Origin of the sequence: Sulfitobacter sp. 1A12157 (genome assembly GCF_043557345.1) — a bacterium.
In the GTDB taxonomy this organism is placed as follows: Bacteria; Pseudomonadota; Alphaproteobacteria; order Rhodobacterales; family Rhodobacteraceae; genus Sulfitobacter.
Genome location: NZ_JBIFFV010000002.1, coordinates 283933 through 299215 on the forward strand (window position 1 = coordinate 283933; position 15283 = coordinate 299215).

Sequence of the window (15283 nt, forward strand, 5' to 3'; positions counted from 1 at the left end):
AGCCGCGGTGCTTCCCGGCTGGCCTTTTTCTTAGCCAATCAGTCAGCCGCCGCAGATGCTTTGCAATCTCAGCCAATCGGCATCCGACATCAGCGGCGCGGTCAGCTTGCCGTTCATCGGATCACCTTCGATCAGGGGCAGGGTGCTTTCGCCGGTGATGTCACGGGCAAAGGCATAGGGTTTGCTGCGCAGCTCGGCCTTGGCAAATCGCGCCAGTTGAGCCTCGACCGTCGGGGTCGCGGCGGGGCGCATCAGCAGTTGTTCGGCATAGGCATCAAGCGCCTCGGAAGAGATATCGCCGGTGGTCAGCAGGCGGAAGTTCTCGCGCAGGCCCACAGCCTCCAAGAGCGCGCGCAGCGGGTCATGTTCCCGGCGCGCCACATCCTCGGTCAGCACATAGCCCGCGGCGACATCGGGTTCTTCGTAATCCTCCAGCACCGCGCGGTCGAGCACGATAAGACGGCCCGGCAGATGCAGGCTGGCGCGGGTCATATCGGGCAGGATCGCCACGCGCCCGACCTCCAGCCGTTTGGTGAGCCGCGCCAGCGCGGCGCTGCCGCCGGGGCTTTCGCAGGCAGGGCCAGAGACGCGTTCCAACCGCTTGAGCAGCGCCGTGCCCAAGGAGACGCGCTTGACCTCTGGCACCACTTTGATCGCGTGATCGCGCAACGCGCCGGGCATCCAAAAGACCGCCAGCGCCGCCACCACCGCGACGGAGGCCAGCATCCCCACCGACCGCAAACGCCCCGGCTTGGGACGGCTGCGATTGATCGCGCGGCGCAGCTTTTCGATGGCCTCGATCATTTCGGTTTCATTGTCGGGCAGTTCCAGCGTCTCGCCCGGATCGCCGTCTGGATGATAGAGCGCGGGGATCTGGCCGGGGTTGGACCTGTCGACAGCGGCCAGCGACCAATGGGTCAGCGCCTGATCCTTGAGATCGCTGATCACCAGCGTCGCGTCACCGATCGAGACGATCACCTCGCGCCGCTGCGCATCGGGCGTGGCGCGCCAAAGACCCGTCGCTTCGAGCCGGGCGTATTTTGTCAAGGCGGTCATGGGGTTCTGCTGCGGGCCTGTCAGTTTTCGCCACTCTACCACGCGCTGCGGGATCAGCAATGGCAGGTGACATAATGCTCCGCCTTAGAGGCACGCTGCCTGTTTGCGCAACTCAAACTTCTGGATTTTCCCGGTCGAGGTTTTGGGCAATTCGCCAAAGACCACCCGCTTGGGCGTTTTGAACCCGGCAAGGCGCGCGCGGGCGAAGGCGATCAGCGCCGTTTCGCTGGCCTCCGCCCCCGGTTTCAACTCGACAAAGGCGCAAGGCACCTCGCCCCATTTCTCATCCGGCTGCGCCACCACGGCGGCGAGGTTGACAGCCTCATGGCCCATCAACACGCCCTCGACCTCGACGCTCGAAATATTCTCTCCGCCCGAGATGATGATGTCCTTGGCGCGGTCGGCGATCTGGATGTAGCCATCAGGATGCTGCACCGCGATGTCGCCAGAATGGAAGTAACCGCTCGCAAAGGCTTCGGCCGTGGCCTCGGGGTTCTTGAGGTAGCCTTTCATCACCGCATTGCCGCGGATCATGATCTCGCCTTGGGCGGTGCCGTCGCGCGGGGTCTGGGCCATCTCGGCGTCCATCACGGTAATCTCTTCCATCATCGGCATGGCGACACCTTGGCGGGCTTTGATCCCGGCGCGCTCAGGCTCGGGCAGCCCGTCCCATTCGCCTTGCCAGAGACATTCGGTGACATGGCCAAAGGTCTCGGTCAGCCCATAGACCTGTGTGACGTTGAAGCCCAGCTTTTCGATCTTCGACAGGGTCGCAGGGGCCGGGGGCGCGCCTGCGGTGAAGACCTCGACCCGGTGATCGAAGGCACGGCGGTCTTCTGCGCGCGCGTTGACCAGCATGTTCAGCACGATGGGTGCGCCGCCGAAATGGGTGACGCCGTGATCGGCGATGGCGTCATAGATCGCCGCGGCGGTGATGTCGCGGCAGCAGACCAGCGTGCCGCCCAGAAGCGGCATCATCCAAGTGTGGTTCCAGCCGTTGCAGTGAAACAGCGGCACGATTTGCATGAAGACCGGGCGCAGCACCATCTGCCAAGAAATCACCGTGCCCATGGTCATCAGGTAAGCGCCGCGGTGGTGATAGACCACGCCCTTGGGCCGCCCGGTGGTGCCGGAGGTGTAGTTGAGCGCAAGGCTCTCCCATTCGTCGTCGGGCATGATCCACCGGAAGTTCGGATTGGCCTCGGCCAGCAGGTCTTCGTATTGCGGGTGCCGCCCGCTGGCGGGGAAACCGGCAGGCGCGTCGGGCACTTCGATGATGGCAGGGCAGGTGCCCTCCATTCGCGCGCAGGCGTCTTCGGCCAGCGGCAGGAACTCGGTATCGACCAGCAGCACCTTGGCGCCGCCGTGATCGAGGATATAGGCCACGGTGCCGGGATCGAGCCGGATGTTGATGGTGTTGAGCACCGCACCGCAGGCGGGCACGCCGAAATGCGCTTCGGCCTGCGCGGGCAGGTTGGGGATGAGGGTGGCGACCACATCGCCGGGGGCCACGCCGATCTCGGCCAAAAGCGCGGCGAGGCGGGTGCAGCGGTCGTGGTACTGGGCATAGGTGACGCGGTGGTCGCCGTGGATCACCGCCGTCTGGTTCGGGAAAACCTCTGCGGCGCGGGCCAAATGCGACAGGGGCGTGAGCGGCACGAAATTCGCCGCGCATTTCTCAAGCCCGCTTTCATCCGTCATCCACCCCATGCGACCCCTCCCAAGGCATTGGTTGCGATTTGGGGTTGAGTATTGCTGCCCGGACGTGACTTTGAAAAGAGGGCAGGAGGGAAAAGGAGGGCAGATGCAGGACACAGCGGTAAAATCGGGGCTGGCGGCGCTTTGCGCGGTGAGCGGTATGGCGGCTTTGGGGCTGACGGCTAATTTCGTGCCCTTCATCACCGAGCGTGGCTCGCTCTGGCAGTTTCACTTCCTGCGCGGGCTTATGGCGGTGGCAATTCTGATGGTGCTCGCGACTTTGGGTTTCGGCATCCTGCGCCCGCGGCGGTTCTGGGCCGTGGCGGGGCGCAGCCTGTTTCAGGCGGGGGCGATGTTGATCTATTTTGGCTGTCTGGCCTTTCTGCCCATCGGTGTCGTGGTCGCCGGGCTGTTCACCTCGCCGCTTTTCGTGCTGATGATCTCGGCCCTGTTTCAGGGCAAACGCGTCGGCCCATGGCGGTGGGGTGCCGTCGCCGTAGGCTTTGCCGGGGCCTTGATGGTGATCCGCCCGGACCCGAGCGATCTTGACCCCGTGGCCTTCCTCCCGCTTTTGGCCGGGGCGCTCTACGCTATCGGCGCCGTGGCGACGCGGGCGTGGTGCGAGGGGGAGAGCACGATGGTGATGACCGCGGGTTTCTTTGGCATGTTGGCTGTCATGGGCGGTATCGGTGTCTTGGTCTTGCCGGGGGCGGAGGTGGCGGGTGCCGAAGGTTTCGTCAGCCGCACATGGGGACCGCTTGATGGCGCGATGTGGTTCTGGATCGCGGTGCAGGCGGTTGGCTCGCTGGTGGGCATCGGCTTTCTGGTGCGCGCCTACCAGTTGGGAGAGGCCGGGCATGTGGCGATTTTCGAATATTCGCTGCTGATCTTCGCCAGTTTCTGGGCCTATGTCCTTTGGGACCAAGAGGTGCCGCCCTTGGCGTTTGCGGGCATGGCATTGATCGCACTGGCCGGGGCGGTGATCGCCCTGCGCAGCGATGAGCCTTCGACCCTGCGCGCGCCGGAGGCGGTGGAGTGATCATCAGTCGCGGTCGGCGTTACGTCTTCGTGCATATCCCCAAGACCGGAGGCACCTCGCTGGCGCTGGCGCTTGAAGATCGCGCGATGAAGGACGATGTGATGCTGGGCGACACGCCAAAAGCGCTGAAGCGGCGGCGGCGTTTGCAGGGGGTGCAGGCGGCGGGGCGGCTGTGGAAACATTCGACGCTGGCGGACATCGACGGGCTAATGCGCGCGGAGGAATTGGACGGGCTGTTCCGCTTCACGCTGGTGCGCAACCCATGGAACCGGGTGGCGAGCTATTACCGCTGGCTGCGGGGGCAGGGGTTCGATCATCCGGCGGTGGCCTTGGCGAAGGCCACGGATTTCGCCGGGTTCCTGCGGCATCCGCAGACGCAAGCGAGCCTGCGCGCATGGCCCGCGCGGCGGTATATGCAGGATGCGACCGGGCGGGAGCGCTGCGATCTTTATATTCGGCTGGAGCATTTTGCGCGGGATGCGGTGCCTTTGTTTGAGCATCTTGGGTTCGAGCTCGATTTGCCGCAGGTCAATGCATCGGAGGGGGAGGCGGCCTATACGCCCGAGTTGCGCGATATCGTGTCGAAGATCTGCGCCGAGGATATCGCGCGGTTTGGCTACGCTTACGAGGGGCACTAGGGCCATCGCCTGCCCGTGGGGTGGCGATAACGCCCTCTGTTCATGCCACTTTATGGTGCTGCGCTAGGATGCCTTTGCGGCGATGCGCCCAGCTTCACCATATCGCCAGCCCGCCGGGACGGGCAGGCGATGGCCCGGCGCCTGCGGCTTGATTCCGGGCCGGGTGGCAGCCATGGCGATGACCCTCCTACCAAGTAAAAAGGGGCGCCGAAGCGCCCCCTCTGACCCTCACGCCGCCTTGGCGTCCGGGTTGAACCGTCCATAAAAGCTCTGGTTCTTCTGCGCCATCTCGCGCAGCAGGTCCGGACAGGCAAAACGCTCACCGTATTTCTCGGCCAGCTGGTCACAACGCTCAGCCGCATAGGGCGCGCCGATCATGTCGAGCCAGCTCAGCGGGCCGCCGGACCAGGGCGCGAAGCCCCAGCCGAGGATCGCGCCGACGTCACCCTCGCGAATGTCCATCAAGACACCTTCCTCCAGCGCGCGCACGGCTTCCAAGGTCTGCGAGAACAGCAACCGGTGTTGCACCTCGATCAACTCGGGCTGCTCTTCGGCGACGGGATACTTCTCCCCCATGCCGCGCCACAGCCCCTCGCGCTTGCCCTTGGCGTCATAGCTGTAGAAACCGGCGTTGGCCTTGCGCCCCAAACGGCCCTCTTTCTCCATCCAGAACACCAGCGGGTCGATGTCATCGTTCGGATAGGCATCGCCCATCGCCGCCTTGGTGGCCCGCGCGATCTTGGCGCCGAGATCGATCGAGGTTTCGTCCATCAGCTGCAGCGGGCCAAGCGGCATGCCGACCAGCTTCGCAGCATTCTCGATCAGCGCAGGCTCGACGCCCTCCTGCACCATGCGCACACCCTCGTTGATGTAGGGAATGATGCAGCGGTTGGCGTAGAAGAAACGCGCGTCGTTGACCACGATCGGCGTCTTGCGGATCTGGCGCACGTAGTCGAGCGCCTTGGCCACCGCCCGGTCGCCGGTTTCCTTACCCTTGATGATCTCCACCAGCAGCATCTTCTCGACGGGCGAGAAGAAGTGGATGCCGATGAACTGCTCGGCGCGGCTCGAGGCCTTGGCGAGGTCGGTGATCGGCAGGGTCGAGGTGTTGGAGGCGAAAATGCAATCCTCGGGGATCACCGCTTCGACCTTCTGGGTCATCTCGGCCTTCACCTTGGGGTCCTCGAATACCGCCTCGATGATCAGGTCGCAGCCTTTCAGCGCGTCCAGATCGGTGGTCGCGGTGATCAGGTCAAGCGCGGCCTGCTTCTTCTCCGGGGTGGCTTTCTTGCGGGCGATGCCCTTGTCGAAATAGCCTTCGGTATAGGCTTTGCCCTTGTCAGCGGCTTCTTGCGTCTGGTCGATCAGCACCACTTCGATCCCGGCCTGCGCCGAGACCAGCGTGATGCCGGCCCCCATCATGCCCGCGCCCAGAACGCCCAGCTTCTTCACGCGCTGGTCCGGCACAGCTTCGGGACGCACGGCGCCTTTCTCCAGCGCCTCCTTATTGAGGAAGAGCGAGCGGATCATGTTGCCCGACGACGGGTTCATCAGGACATTGGTGAACCAGCGCGCCTCGACCTTCAGCGCCGTGTCGAAGGGCACAAGCGCGCCTTCATAGACGGCTGACAAGAGCGCCTTGGCCGCCGGATAGACACCTTGTGTCTTGCCGTTGACCATCGCATTTGCGCCGACGAAGGTCATGAAGCCCGCCGGGTGGTAGGGCGCGCCGCCGGGCATCTTGTAACCCTTGGCATCCCACGGCTTGACCAGATCGGCATCCTTGGCGTTCAGTACCCAGTCGCGCGCCGCGGCCATCGGGTCTTCGCTGACCTCGTCGATGATCCCGGCCTTTTGCGCGGCAGCGGGCGCCACCATTTTGCCTTCCAGAAGGAAGGGCGAGGCCGCCATGGCGCCGAGCTTGCGCACCATCCGCGTGGTGCCACCTGCACCGGGGAAGATGCCCACAAGGATCTCCGGCAGGCCAATGCGCGCCTTGGGGTTGTCGGCAGCAAAGGTGCGGTGCGTGGCCAAGGGCAGTTCCAGCCCGATGCCCGCGGCGGTGCCGGGGATCACGCAGGCCACAGGCTTGCCGCCCTTGTTGGTCTTAGGGTCCATGCCCGCGCGCTCGATCTTGCGCAGCAGGGCGTGCATTTGCATCGTGCCCTCGAAGAGACCCTTGGCCGGATCGTCGCCCGCGTCTTCCTTCATCTTCGCCAGCAGGTTCAGGTCCATGCCCCCGGCAAAGGAACCTTCCTTGCCGGAGGTGATGACGATGCCCTTCACGGCCTCGTCAGCCAGCGCGTCGTCGATGTGCTTTTCCAGATCGCGCAGACCGTCGAAGGACATGACGTTCATGCTCTTGCCCGGCACGTCCCAGGTGATGGTGGCGATGCCCTCGGCATCTTTGTTCATTGTGAAATCGGTCATTCTCTTGCTCCCTTCGCGGCTCACACGCGCTCGATGATGGTGGCGGCACCCATGCCGGACGCGATGCAGAGCGTGGCCAGCCCCACTTCCTTGTCGGCGCGCTCCAACTCATCGAGCAGGATGCCGATGATCATCGCCCCGGTGGCGCCCAGCGGGTGCCCCATGGCAATGCCGCCGCCGTTCACGTTGACCTTGCTGTCGTCCACGTCGAAAGCCTGCATGAAGCGCAGCACCACGGCGGCAAAGGCCTCGTTGACCTCGAAGAGGTCGATGTCGCCGATGGTCATGCCGTTGTCCTTGAGGATCTTCTCGGTCACCGGCACCGGGCCGGTCAGCATGATGGTGGGATCGGTGCCGATCTTGGCGGTGGCGCGGATGCGGGCGCGGGGCTTTAGCCCGTGCTGTTCGCCGAACTCCTTGTTGCCGATCAGGACGGCGGCAGCGCCGTCCACGATGCCCGACGAGTTGCCCGCGTGGTGGATGTGGTTGATCCGCTCCAGATGCGGGTATTTCATCAGCGCGACCTTGTCGAAGCCGGGCATGACCTCGCCCATCTGCTGGAACGCCGGGGTCAGGCCGCCAAGGCTCTGCATGTCGGTCTGCGGGCGCATGTATTCGTCGCGGTCGAGGATCGCGAGACCGTTCTGGTCGCGCACGGTGATGACCGATTTGTCAAAGCGGCCTTCTTCCCAAGCCCGCGCGGCGCGCTGCTGAGACTGCATGGCCAGTTGGTCGGCCTCGTCCCGCGAAAAGCCAAACTCGGTGGCGATGATGTCCGCCGAGATGCCCTGCGGCACGAAGTATTTCTCCATCGCCAGCGTCGGGTCCACGGCGATCGCGGCACCGTCGCTGCCCATGGCGACGCGGCCCATCATCTCGACACCGCCGGCGATATAGCCGTTGCCGGCGCCGCCCTTTACCTGGTTCGCAGCAAGGTTCACGGCCTCCATGCCCGACGCGCAGAAGCGGTTGATGGCAAGGCCCGGGATGCGCTCATCAAGGTCCGAGGCCAGCACCGCCGAGCGCGCCAGACAGCCGCCCTGTTCCATCACCTGGGTGACATTGCCCCAGATCACGTCCTCGACGGCATGGCCCTCGAGGTTGTTGCGCTCCTTCACGGCGTTCAGGGTCTGCGCCGACAGCCGCAGCGAGGTCACCTCGTGCAGCGCGCCGTCCTTGCGGCCCTTGCCGCGCGGGGTGCGCAGGGCGTCGTAGATGTATACGTCTTGGGTCATGTCATGTCCTCCGGGTCAGGCGCGGTCAGCTGGGCTGCCGGGCATCAAATCATACGGGGCTTTCCAGCCCGGTGTTTCGCTCAGACGCGTGAGCCACGCGTCGATATGGGGCCAGTCGCTGCGATCAAAGCCGAAGGGCTCGGGGTAGTAGAGATACCCGCAGCAGCTGAGGTCCGCGTTGGTCAGTCCGTCGCCCACGATCCAGTCGCGGCCGTCGAGATGGTCGTTCAGCACCCCGTAGGCCGCCTTGAGCCGACCCTGGTTGAAGCCGATGACCTCGGCGGGGCGTTTGTCTTCGGGCAGGAAGTTCATCAGGAAACGTGTCATCCCGGCCATGGAGCTAAGCTTGTGGTTGTCCCATAGCACCCATCGCAGGATTTCGCGCCGTTCCGTCGCGTCGCGCCCGCCGAATTTGCCCGATTTTTCCGCGACGTAATCCTGAATCACGCCCGATTGGGTGAGCCGCAGATCGCCGTCGATCATCACCGGCGCCTCGCCCATGTTGTTGATCTGCGCGCGGTAGTCGGGCTGGCGCGTCTCGCCGCCGAAGAAGTCCACCTTCACCGGCGCCCAGTCGAGCCCCGACAATTCGAGCGCCAGCGCCGCCTTGTAGGCATTGCCAGATTCGCCAAAGCAATAAAGTTGGATGGTCACCTGTCATTCCTCCTCTTCTGTCGGCGCCCGCTGAAATGTCGGACGGTATTTGTGAAAGGATGAAGGGGGCAGGGGGCGCCTTATCTTCATCCTTTTGCAAATACCTCTGCGCCGGTGTTTCAATCCGCGCGCGGTCAGAGGTTGCGCGCGATCAGTTCCTTCATGATCTCGTTGGTGCCACCGTAGATGCGCTGCACCCGCGCGTCGGCCCACATTTCGCCCACCGCGTATTCCTGCATGAAGCCGTAGCCGCCGTGCATCTGCAAGCAGACATCGAGCACCTCGCCTTGGGTGTCCGTGAGCCAGTATTTCTGCATCGCTGCCTTGTCGACGCTGAGCTCCCCGCGCAGGTGTTCCGCGATGCATTCGTCGAGGAAGGCGCGGGCCACGGCAGTCTTGGTTTTCACTTCGGCCAGTTGGAAGCGCGTGTTCTGGAACTGGGTCAGCGGGCCGCCGAAGGCTTCGCGTTCCTTGCAGTATTGGATCGTGCGCGCCACGGCGCCTTCCATGGCACCGACCGCGCCGCAGCCGATGATCAGGCGCTCCTGCGGCAGTTGCTGCATCATCTGGTAGAAGCCTTGGCCTTCTTCCTGGCCAAGGATGTTCTCGGGCGGGATCTCGACGTTGTCGAAGAAAAGCTCGGAAGTGTCGGCGGCATGCAGGCCGATCTTGTCGAGGTTGCGACCGCGCTGGAAGCCCTCGGCCTTGTCGGTCTCCACAACCACGAGGCTGACGCCTTTGGAGCCTTCGCTGGGGTCGGTTTTGGCCGCCACGATGATCAGGTTGGCGTGCTGGCCGTTGGTGATGAAGGTCTTCTGGCCCGAGAGCCGGTAGGCATTGCCCTCGCGGATCGCCTTGGTCTTGATGCGCTGCACGTCCGAGCCGGTGGAGGGTTCGGTCATCGCCAGCGCGCCGACCAGCTCGCCCGAGACCATCTTGGGCAGCCAGCGTTTCTTCTGGTCCTCGGTGCCATAGGCGAGGATGTAATGCGCGACGATGCCGGAGTGAATGCCATGGCCCCAAGAGGCGAGGTTGGCGCGGGAGCCTTCGATGAGGATCGCGGCCTCATGGCCGAAGTCGCCACCAGCGCCGCCGTATTCTTCGGGCACCGAAGGGCAGAGCAGGCCAAGCCCACCGGCCTGGGCCCAAGTGTCGCGGTCCATTTGGCCCTGCTTGCGCCATTTCTCGAACTTGGGCGCCCATTCGGTGTTGATGAACTGCGCCGTCGTATCGGCGATCATCTGGTGTTCTTCGGTCATCCAGCTGGATGTTTTGGTCTGCATCTTCCGGCCCCCTCCCCAAGGGTTCAGCGTTTGCGGGCGTCCAGTTCGGCGTTGAACAGGCGCAGCCGCGCGGTCAGGTTTTCCTCGTTCATGACCGAGTTGAAATTCTCGAACAGGAACGACAGCGCTTCCCCCTCATCGAGACCTGCGTCGGTGCTGAACTTCTTCAGCCTGCGGTAGCCTTCCTCGGTCATGGCGACGGGGAAGCGGCGGGTCAGGCGGAAGCGTTTGGGCATGGTCTCTCCGGGTGTTGGGCAGGGTGGGGGCGTGCCCCACCCCCCGTTTTAGAAGTTTGCGGCCTCCAGCGCCATGACCGTATCAGCGCCCGATTGGATGCGTGTCAGATGCAGGGCCGTGGCGGGCAGTTGGCGCGCCATATAGTAACGGCCGGTGGCGAGCTTGGTCTCGTAGAAGGTGGCGTCGCCGCTGCCGTTCTTCAATGCTTCTTTCGCCGCCAGGCCCATCTTGGCCCACATCAGGCCGAGGCAGACATGGCCGAACATATGCATGAAGTCATTGGACCCGGCGAGCGCATTGTTGGGGTTCTTCATGCCGTTCTGCATGAAGTACATGCCCGCCGATTGCAGATCCTTGCTGGCCGCCTTCAGCGGCTCAAGGAAGGCCGCGTCGAATTCGGCATCCTGACCTGCGTTCTCTTTGATGAAGCCTTTCACGAGGTCGAAGAAAGCCATGACGTGCTTGCCGCCGTCCTGCGCCAGTTTGCGGCCCACGAGGTCAAGCGCCTGCACGCCGTTGGCCCCTTCGTAGATCTGCGCGATGCGGGCGTCACGGGTGAATTGGGACATGCCCCATTCCTCGATATAGCCGTGGCCGCCATAGACCTGCTGGGCCTTCACGGTCATGTCGTAGCCCTGGTCGGTCAGGAAGCCCTTGATGACCGGGGTAAGCAGCGACACGAGGCCGTCGGCGTCCTTATCCTCGGCGCGGTGCGCGGCGTCGATCATCGTGGCCCCCCAGAGGATGAAGGCACGGGCGGCTTCGACAAAGCTTTTCTGATCCATCAGCGAACGACGGATGTCGGGGTGCACGATCAGCGGGTCGGCGGGTTTTTCGGGGGCGACGGCACCGGTGACGGCACGGCCTTGCAGGCGGTCCTTGGCGTATTCGAGGGCGTTTTGATAGGCGACCTCGGCCTGGGCCAGACCCTGCATGCCAACGCCGACGCGGGCTTCGTTCATCATGGTGAACATGGCGCGCATGCCCTTGTGTTCGGTGCCCAAGAGATAGCCGGTGGCGCCGTCGTAGTTCATCACGCAGGTCGAGTTGCCGTGGATGCCCATCTTCTCTTCGATGGAGCCGACGGAGACGCCGTTGCGCTCCCCCAAAGACCCGTCTTCATTGACCATGAACTTGGGCACGATGAAGAGCGACACGCCCTTGATGCCCTCGGGCCCGCCTTCGATCTTGGCCAGCACGAGGTGGATGATGTTGTCGGCCATGTCATGCTCGCCCGAGGAGATGAAGATCTTCTGGCCAGAGATCTTGTAGCTGCCGTCGTCCTGCGGCGCGGCCTTGGTGCGCATCAGGCCCAGATCGGTGCCGCAGTGCGGCTCGGTCAGGTTCATGGTGCCGGTCCATTCGCAGGAGACCATCTTGGGCAGATAGGTGTCTTTTTGCGCATCGGTGCCATGAGCGAGGATCGCCGAGGCCGCGCCATGGGTCAGGCCTTGGTACATGGTGAAGGCTTGGTTCGCGGCGGAGAACATCTCGCCCACGGCGGTGCCGAGGACGTAGGGCATGTTCTGCCCGCCATAGGCTTCGGGCATGTCGAGGCCGGTCCAGCCGCCTTCCTTTACCTTTTCAAAGGCTTCCTTGAAACCCTTGGGCGTATAGACGACGCCGTTTTCCAAACGGCAGCCTTCCTTGTCGCCCACGACGTTCAGCGGGGCGAGCACTTCGGAGGTGAGCTTGCCTGCCTCTTCGAGGATGGCAGAGGTGAAATCAGGCTCCAGCTCATCATAGCCGGGGGTCTTGCTTTCGGTCACCTTCAGCACGTCGTGCAGAACGAATTGCAGGTCTTTGGTGGGGGCTGTGTAACTGGGCATCTTTGCTCTCCGGGTCGTCTTTTTATGGATGTAAGCGGCGGCGTCGCCGGGGTTATTCGGCGGCGCGGCGGGGTTGGTTCATGGAGGCGATCATCTTTTCCCCCCATTTCAACTGGTCCTTGAGGTCTTCGATGGCCTCGTTCAGCTCTTCGCGGCGCGACTCGAGGTCGGCCAGACGGGCGCGGGCGATCTCATAGGCTGCGGCGATCTGCGTCTGCTGCTGGTCGCCCATATGATAAAGGTCGAGCAGCTGGCGGATCTCTTCGAGGCTAAAACCAAAGCGTTTGCCACGCAGAATCAGCTTGAGCCGAGCGCGGTCGCTTTTGGTGAAAAGGCGTTTCTGGCCCTCGCGCAACGGGAAGAGCAGCTCTTTCGCTTCGTAGAACCGCAGGGTGCGGGGGGTTACTTCGAAAGCGTCGCACATCTGGCGAATGGTCAGCGTGTCAGCAGTCATCTCATCACTCTCCAATCGTCGTTTTATGACTTCAGTTGGGGGCTGGCCCCTCTGATACAATGGGAGTTGACGTTGACGTAAGTGATACGTTGCGTCACTTTATGCGCAGGGGAATTTCATTTAGGTTTGAAAGGCTGGCGGGCGTGCGCCGCCCCCATAGCGCTGGGCATCAGAACGGGTGGGAGATGGCAAACCTCGATCAAAGCGGGCCGACGACGCTGGACGCGCTGGTCCACTGTGCGCAGAACGCCACAAGTGCGGCGGGCATTCTGGCCTGCGGTCTTGGCTACTATCAGCGGCTTGGAATTGATCTGGTCAGCTATCATGGCGACAGCCCCGGCGCGCCCGCGATCCTTTATAAGTTCGACGGTACGGGCACGGTGGGGGCGCAGTGGCATTCGCAATTCCTGGATGTGGAGAAACTGCGCGAAAGCCCGGTCGAGGCGCTGGCCCGGCAGCAGGTGATGCCGATCTACTGGTCCGATGTGGCCCGCACGGCGCGGCTGACTGCTGCGGAAGACCACTATATGAAAGGGTTGATGCGGCGTTATCCGAATGACGGCGTGTCGCTCAGGGTGCATGGCCCGGGCGGGGATTCCGCCGTGGTGGGGCTGGGCTTTGCCGCGAAACAGGCGCGGCTGTCCCCGGGGGAGCTGTATAAGCTTCTCAGCGCCGCACAAATCGCGCATCTGCGCTATTGCGCCTTGGCCGAAAGCCAATCGCCGCGTGATTTCGGCCTGTCCCCGCGCGAGGTCGAGGTGTTGGAGTGGATTGCCACGGGCAAGAGCAACGGGGTCATTGCCGAGATCCTTGGGATTTCGCCTCATACGGTCGATACGATCGTGCGGCGGATTTTCTCCAAACTTGACGTGAACGACCGCACCACTGCGGCCATTCGCGGGCTCGGCGCGGGGCTGCTGCGCCGCCCGAAAGAGGGCGCGCCCTAGCGCAAGGTTGACCTTGCGTCGTTGTGGCGTGACTGCGTGACATGACCCCATGTCCTGGGCGCTATAGGTGCGGGCGCTCGACCTAAAGAGGCACGAGGCATGTCAGAAAAACCAGAGCAGGCAGGTAGCGGAGCCGAAAACGGTTGCGTGAATGAGACACGCGCGCGCGTGGTGGCCGAGCTGAAAGGCGCGTCCGAGACCATTGAAAACGCCGCATTCGATCTGGCCGGAGACGTAAGCGCGGATGTGGTGTCCGATCTCATCCGCATCACGGCGGACCTGCAGATGCTGATCGCGCAATTGGCGCAGCGCAACAGCCGCTGAGCCCGGCGCTTAGCCCTTGTCTAAGGCGATGGCCGCGGCGGTGTCATCGCGCAGCTTTTGCAATTCCGCCATGGCTTCGTCCAGCTGGCGGCGCTGCTCGGCCAGCTCTTCCAATTGACCATCGGCCATGGTGACCCAAGCGCGCATCTGCGCCTCGGTCCCCTCTTTTTCGTAGATCAGCAGCCACTGGCGGATGTCCTCCAGCGCGAAGCCGAACTTGCGGCCCCGCAGGATCAGCTTCATCCGCGCCCGTTCGCGCGGGCCATAGAAACGCGAGCGCCCCTCACGGTGCGGTTGCAGCAATTCGATATACTCGTAATAGCGCAACGTGCGTGGCGTCACGTCAAATGCCGCGCACATCTCTTTGAAAGTCAGGCGTTCATCGTCCAAAGCATCTTCTCCCTTCCGGCAAACTATGGTCACGCGCGGGGATGCGCAACAGGCGGTCTTGCCCTTTGGCTATCTCGCCCTGATAAAGGACGAAACCAGAGGCAGAGGGTTGGGTTGCATGTCCGACAAATTAAAGCTGGCGCGACAGTTCATTCAGGCGCTGCCCCATTCCATGGCACTGGGGATGGAGTTGCAGGAGTTGGGCGATGGCTCTGCCGTGATCACCATGCCCTATGACGAAAAGCTGATCGGTGACCCGCAGACCGGGGTGATCAGCGGCGGGGCGGTCTCGGCGCTGATGGACACCTGCTGCGGGGCTGCGGTGATGAGCCACCCCAGCAACCCGGCGGCCACTGCCACAATGGATCTCAGAATCGAATATCTGCGCGCGGCCACACCGGGGCAGACGATCATAACCCGCGCGACCTGCTATCACGTCACCCGTTCGGTCGCCTTCGTGCGGGCCACGACGACGGATGAGGACGCCGACAACCTTGTCGCCACGGCGACCGGCACTTTCACCGTGGAGGGGCACACATGACCACACGTCGCAAGCCGGAGCCGGTTCAGGTCATCAAGCAACGCCGCGACGGGGTGCTGCGCGCCATGGTCGAGGGCGTGCCCTATATCCGCTTTCTGGGCATCGAGTTCGAGCGCCGTGGCGATGAGCTGACCGGCATCATGCCCTTTTCCGAGCAGCTGATCGGCAACCCGATCCTGCCCGCTCTGCATGGCGGGGCCACGGCGGCCTTTCTTGAGGCGACCGCGATCATCACCCTCAGTTGGGGGCTGATCTGGGAGGACATGGAAAGCGGCGCGCTCGATCTGGACAATCTGGATGCCGACCATCTGCCCCGGCTGCCCAAGACGATCGATTTCACCGTCGATTACCTGCGGTCGGGCCTGCCGCGCGATGCCTATGCGCGGGCGCGGATCAACCGCTCGGGGCGGCGCTATGCCAGCGTCCATGTCGAGGCATGGCAGGACAACCGCAGCCGTATTTTCGCGCAGGCCACGGGCCATTTCCTGATGCCGCAACGGCGTGGCTGAGCCGCAATCAGAGACCGAG

The 15283-nt window shown here is 63.6% G+C and carries 16 protein-coding genes; 6 read left to right on the top strand and 10 right to left on the bottom strand.

Going from position 1 to position 15283, the window contains the following annotated elements; genetic code table 11:
- Positions 1-42: 42 nt before the first annotated feature.
- Positions 43-1056, bottom strand: coding sequence for a hypothetical protein (locus tag ACGYLC_RS05320; RefSeq protein ID WP_394422049.1), 1014 nt, complete (start codon positions 1054-1056; stop codon positions 43-45).
- An 84-nt stretch (positions 1057-1140) separates the two neighbouring features.
- On the bottom strand, positions 1141-2766 hold the full coding sequence (locus tag ACGYLC_RS05325; protein ID WP_394422050.1) for an AMP-binding protein: 1626 nt from the start codon (positions 2764-2766) through the stop codon (positions 1141-1143).
- Between the two features lie 94 nt (positions 2767-2860).
- Between ACGYLC_RS05325 and ACGYLC_RS05330 the strand changes: the two genes are divergently transcribed.
- Both ACGYLC_RS05330 and ACGYLC_RS05335 read left to right on the top strand, forming a co-directional pair.
- On the top strand, positions 2861-3793 hold the full coding sequence (locus tag ACGYLC_RS05330) for a DMT family transporter (protein ID WP_394422051.1): 933 nt from the start codon (positions 2861-2863) through the stop codon (positions 3791-3793).
- Entirely contained in the window at positions 3790-4431 is a 642-nt protein-coding gene (locus tag ACGYLC_RS05335; protein ID WP_394422052.1) for a sulfotransferase family 2 domain-containing protein, read from the top strand. The genes ACGYLC_RS05330 and ACGYLC_RS05335 overlap by 4 nt, the downstream gene beginning before the upstream one ends.
- A 228-nt stretch (positions 4432-4659) precedes the next feature.
- Here ACGYLC_RS05335 and ACGYLC_RS05340 read toward each other — a convergent pair whose 3' ends face one another.
- From ACGYLC_RS05340 to ACGYLC_RS05370, 7 genes are all read right to left on the bottom strand, one after another.
- The gene (locus tag ACGYLC_RS05340; RefSeq protein WP_394422053.1) at positions 4660-6861 is read right to left on the bottom strand and encodes a 3-hydroxyacyl-CoA dehydrogenase NAD-binding domain-containing protein; all 2202 of its coding nucleotides are present in this window, start codon (positions 6859-6861) and stop codon (positions 4660-4662) included.
- Between the two features lie 20 nt (positions 6862-6881).
- On the bottom strand, positions 6882-8096 hold the full coding sequence (locus tag ACGYLC_RS05345; protein WP_394402974.1) for an acetyl-CoA C-acetyltransferase: 1215 nt from the start codon (positions 8094-8096) through the stop codon (positions 6882-6884).
- Positions 8097-8111: 15 nt separating this feature from the next.
- Entirely contained in the window at positions 8112-8750 is a 639-nt protein-coding gene (locus tag ACGYLC_RS05350) for a glutathione S-transferase family protein (protein ID WP_394422054.1), read from the bottom strand.
- Between the two features lie 134 nt (positions 8751-8884).
- Positions 8885-10033 carry an acyl-CoA dehydrogenase family protein gene (locus tag ACGYLC_RS05355; RefSeq protein WP_394422055.1) on the bottom strand — a complete coding sequence of 383 codons (1149 nt, stop codon included), beginning with the start codon at positions 10031-10033 and terminating at the stop codon, positions 8885-8887.
- 23 nt (positions 10034-10056) lie between these two features.
- Positions 10057-10269 carry a hypothetical protein gene (locus ACGYLC_RS05360; protein WP_007119072.1) on the bottom strand — a complete coding sequence of 71 codons (213 nt, stop codon included), beginning with the start codon at positions 10267-10269 and terminating at the stop codon, positions 10057-10059.
- 48 nt (positions 10270-10317) lie between these two features.
- The gene (locus ACGYLC_RS05365) at positions 10318-12099 is read right to left on the bottom strand and encodes an acyl-CoA dehydrogenase C-terminal domain-containing protein (protein ID WP_394422056.1); all 1782 of its coding nucleotides are present in this window, start codon (positions 12097-12099) and stop codon (positions 10318-10320) included.
- A gap of 52 nt (positions 12100-12151) precedes the next feature.
- Positions 12152-12553 (bottom strand): MerR family DNA-binding transcriptional regulator, encoded by a 402-nt coding sequence (locus tag ACGYLC_RS05370; RefSeq protein WP_067261195.1) that lies wholly within the window; start codon positions 12551-12553, stop codon positions 12152-12154.
- Positions 12554-12738: 185 nt separating this feature from the next.
- Here ACGYLC_RS05370 and ACGYLC_RS05375 point away from each other — a divergent pair, with 185 nt between their 5' ends.
- Together ACGYLC_RS05375 and ACGYLC_RS05380 are read left to right on the top strand one after the other, a co-directional pair.
- Positions 12739-13500, top strand: a complete 762-nt coding sequence (locus ACGYLC_RS05375; protein ID WP_394422057.1) for a LuxR C-terminal-related transcriptional regulator — start codon at positions 12739-12741, stop codon at positions 13498-13500.
- A gap of 99 nt (positions 13501-13599) precedes the next feature.
- Entirely contained in the window at positions 13600-13824 is a 225-nt protein-coding gene (locus ACGYLC_RS05380; protein ID WP_394402962.1) for a hypothetical protein, read from the top strand.
- 9 nt (positions 13825-13833) lie between these two features.
- On the opposite strand, the gene ACGYLC_RS05385 is transcribed toward ACGYLC_RS05380, so the two are convergent.
- Positions 13834-14214, bottom strand: coding sequence for a MerR family DNA-binding transcriptional regulator (locus tag ACGYLC_RS05385; protein ID WP_394422058.1), 381 nt, complete (start codon positions 14212-14214; stop codon positions 13834-13836).
- Positions 14215-14332: 118 nt separating this feature from the next.
- Between ACGYLC_RS05385 and ACGYLC_RS05390 the strand changes: the two genes are divergently transcribed.
- Both ACGYLC_RS05390 and ACGYLC_RS05395 read left to right on the top strand, forming a co-directional pair.
- Positions 14333-14755 (top strand): PaaI family thioesterase, encoded by a 423-nt coding sequence (locus ACGYLC_RS05390; RefSeq protein WP_394402958.1) that lies wholly within the window; start codon positions 14333-14335, stop codon positions 14753-14755.
- On the top strand, positions 14752-15264 hold the full coding sequence (locus tag ACGYLC_RS05395) for a PaaI family thioesterase (RefSeq protein ID WP_209218213.1): 513 nt from the start codon (positions 14752-14754) through the stop codon (positions 15262-15264). The genes ACGYLC_RS05390 and ACGYLC_RS05395 overlap by 4 nt, the downstream gene beginning before the upstream one ends.
- Positions 15265-15283: the final 19 nt, after the last annotated feature.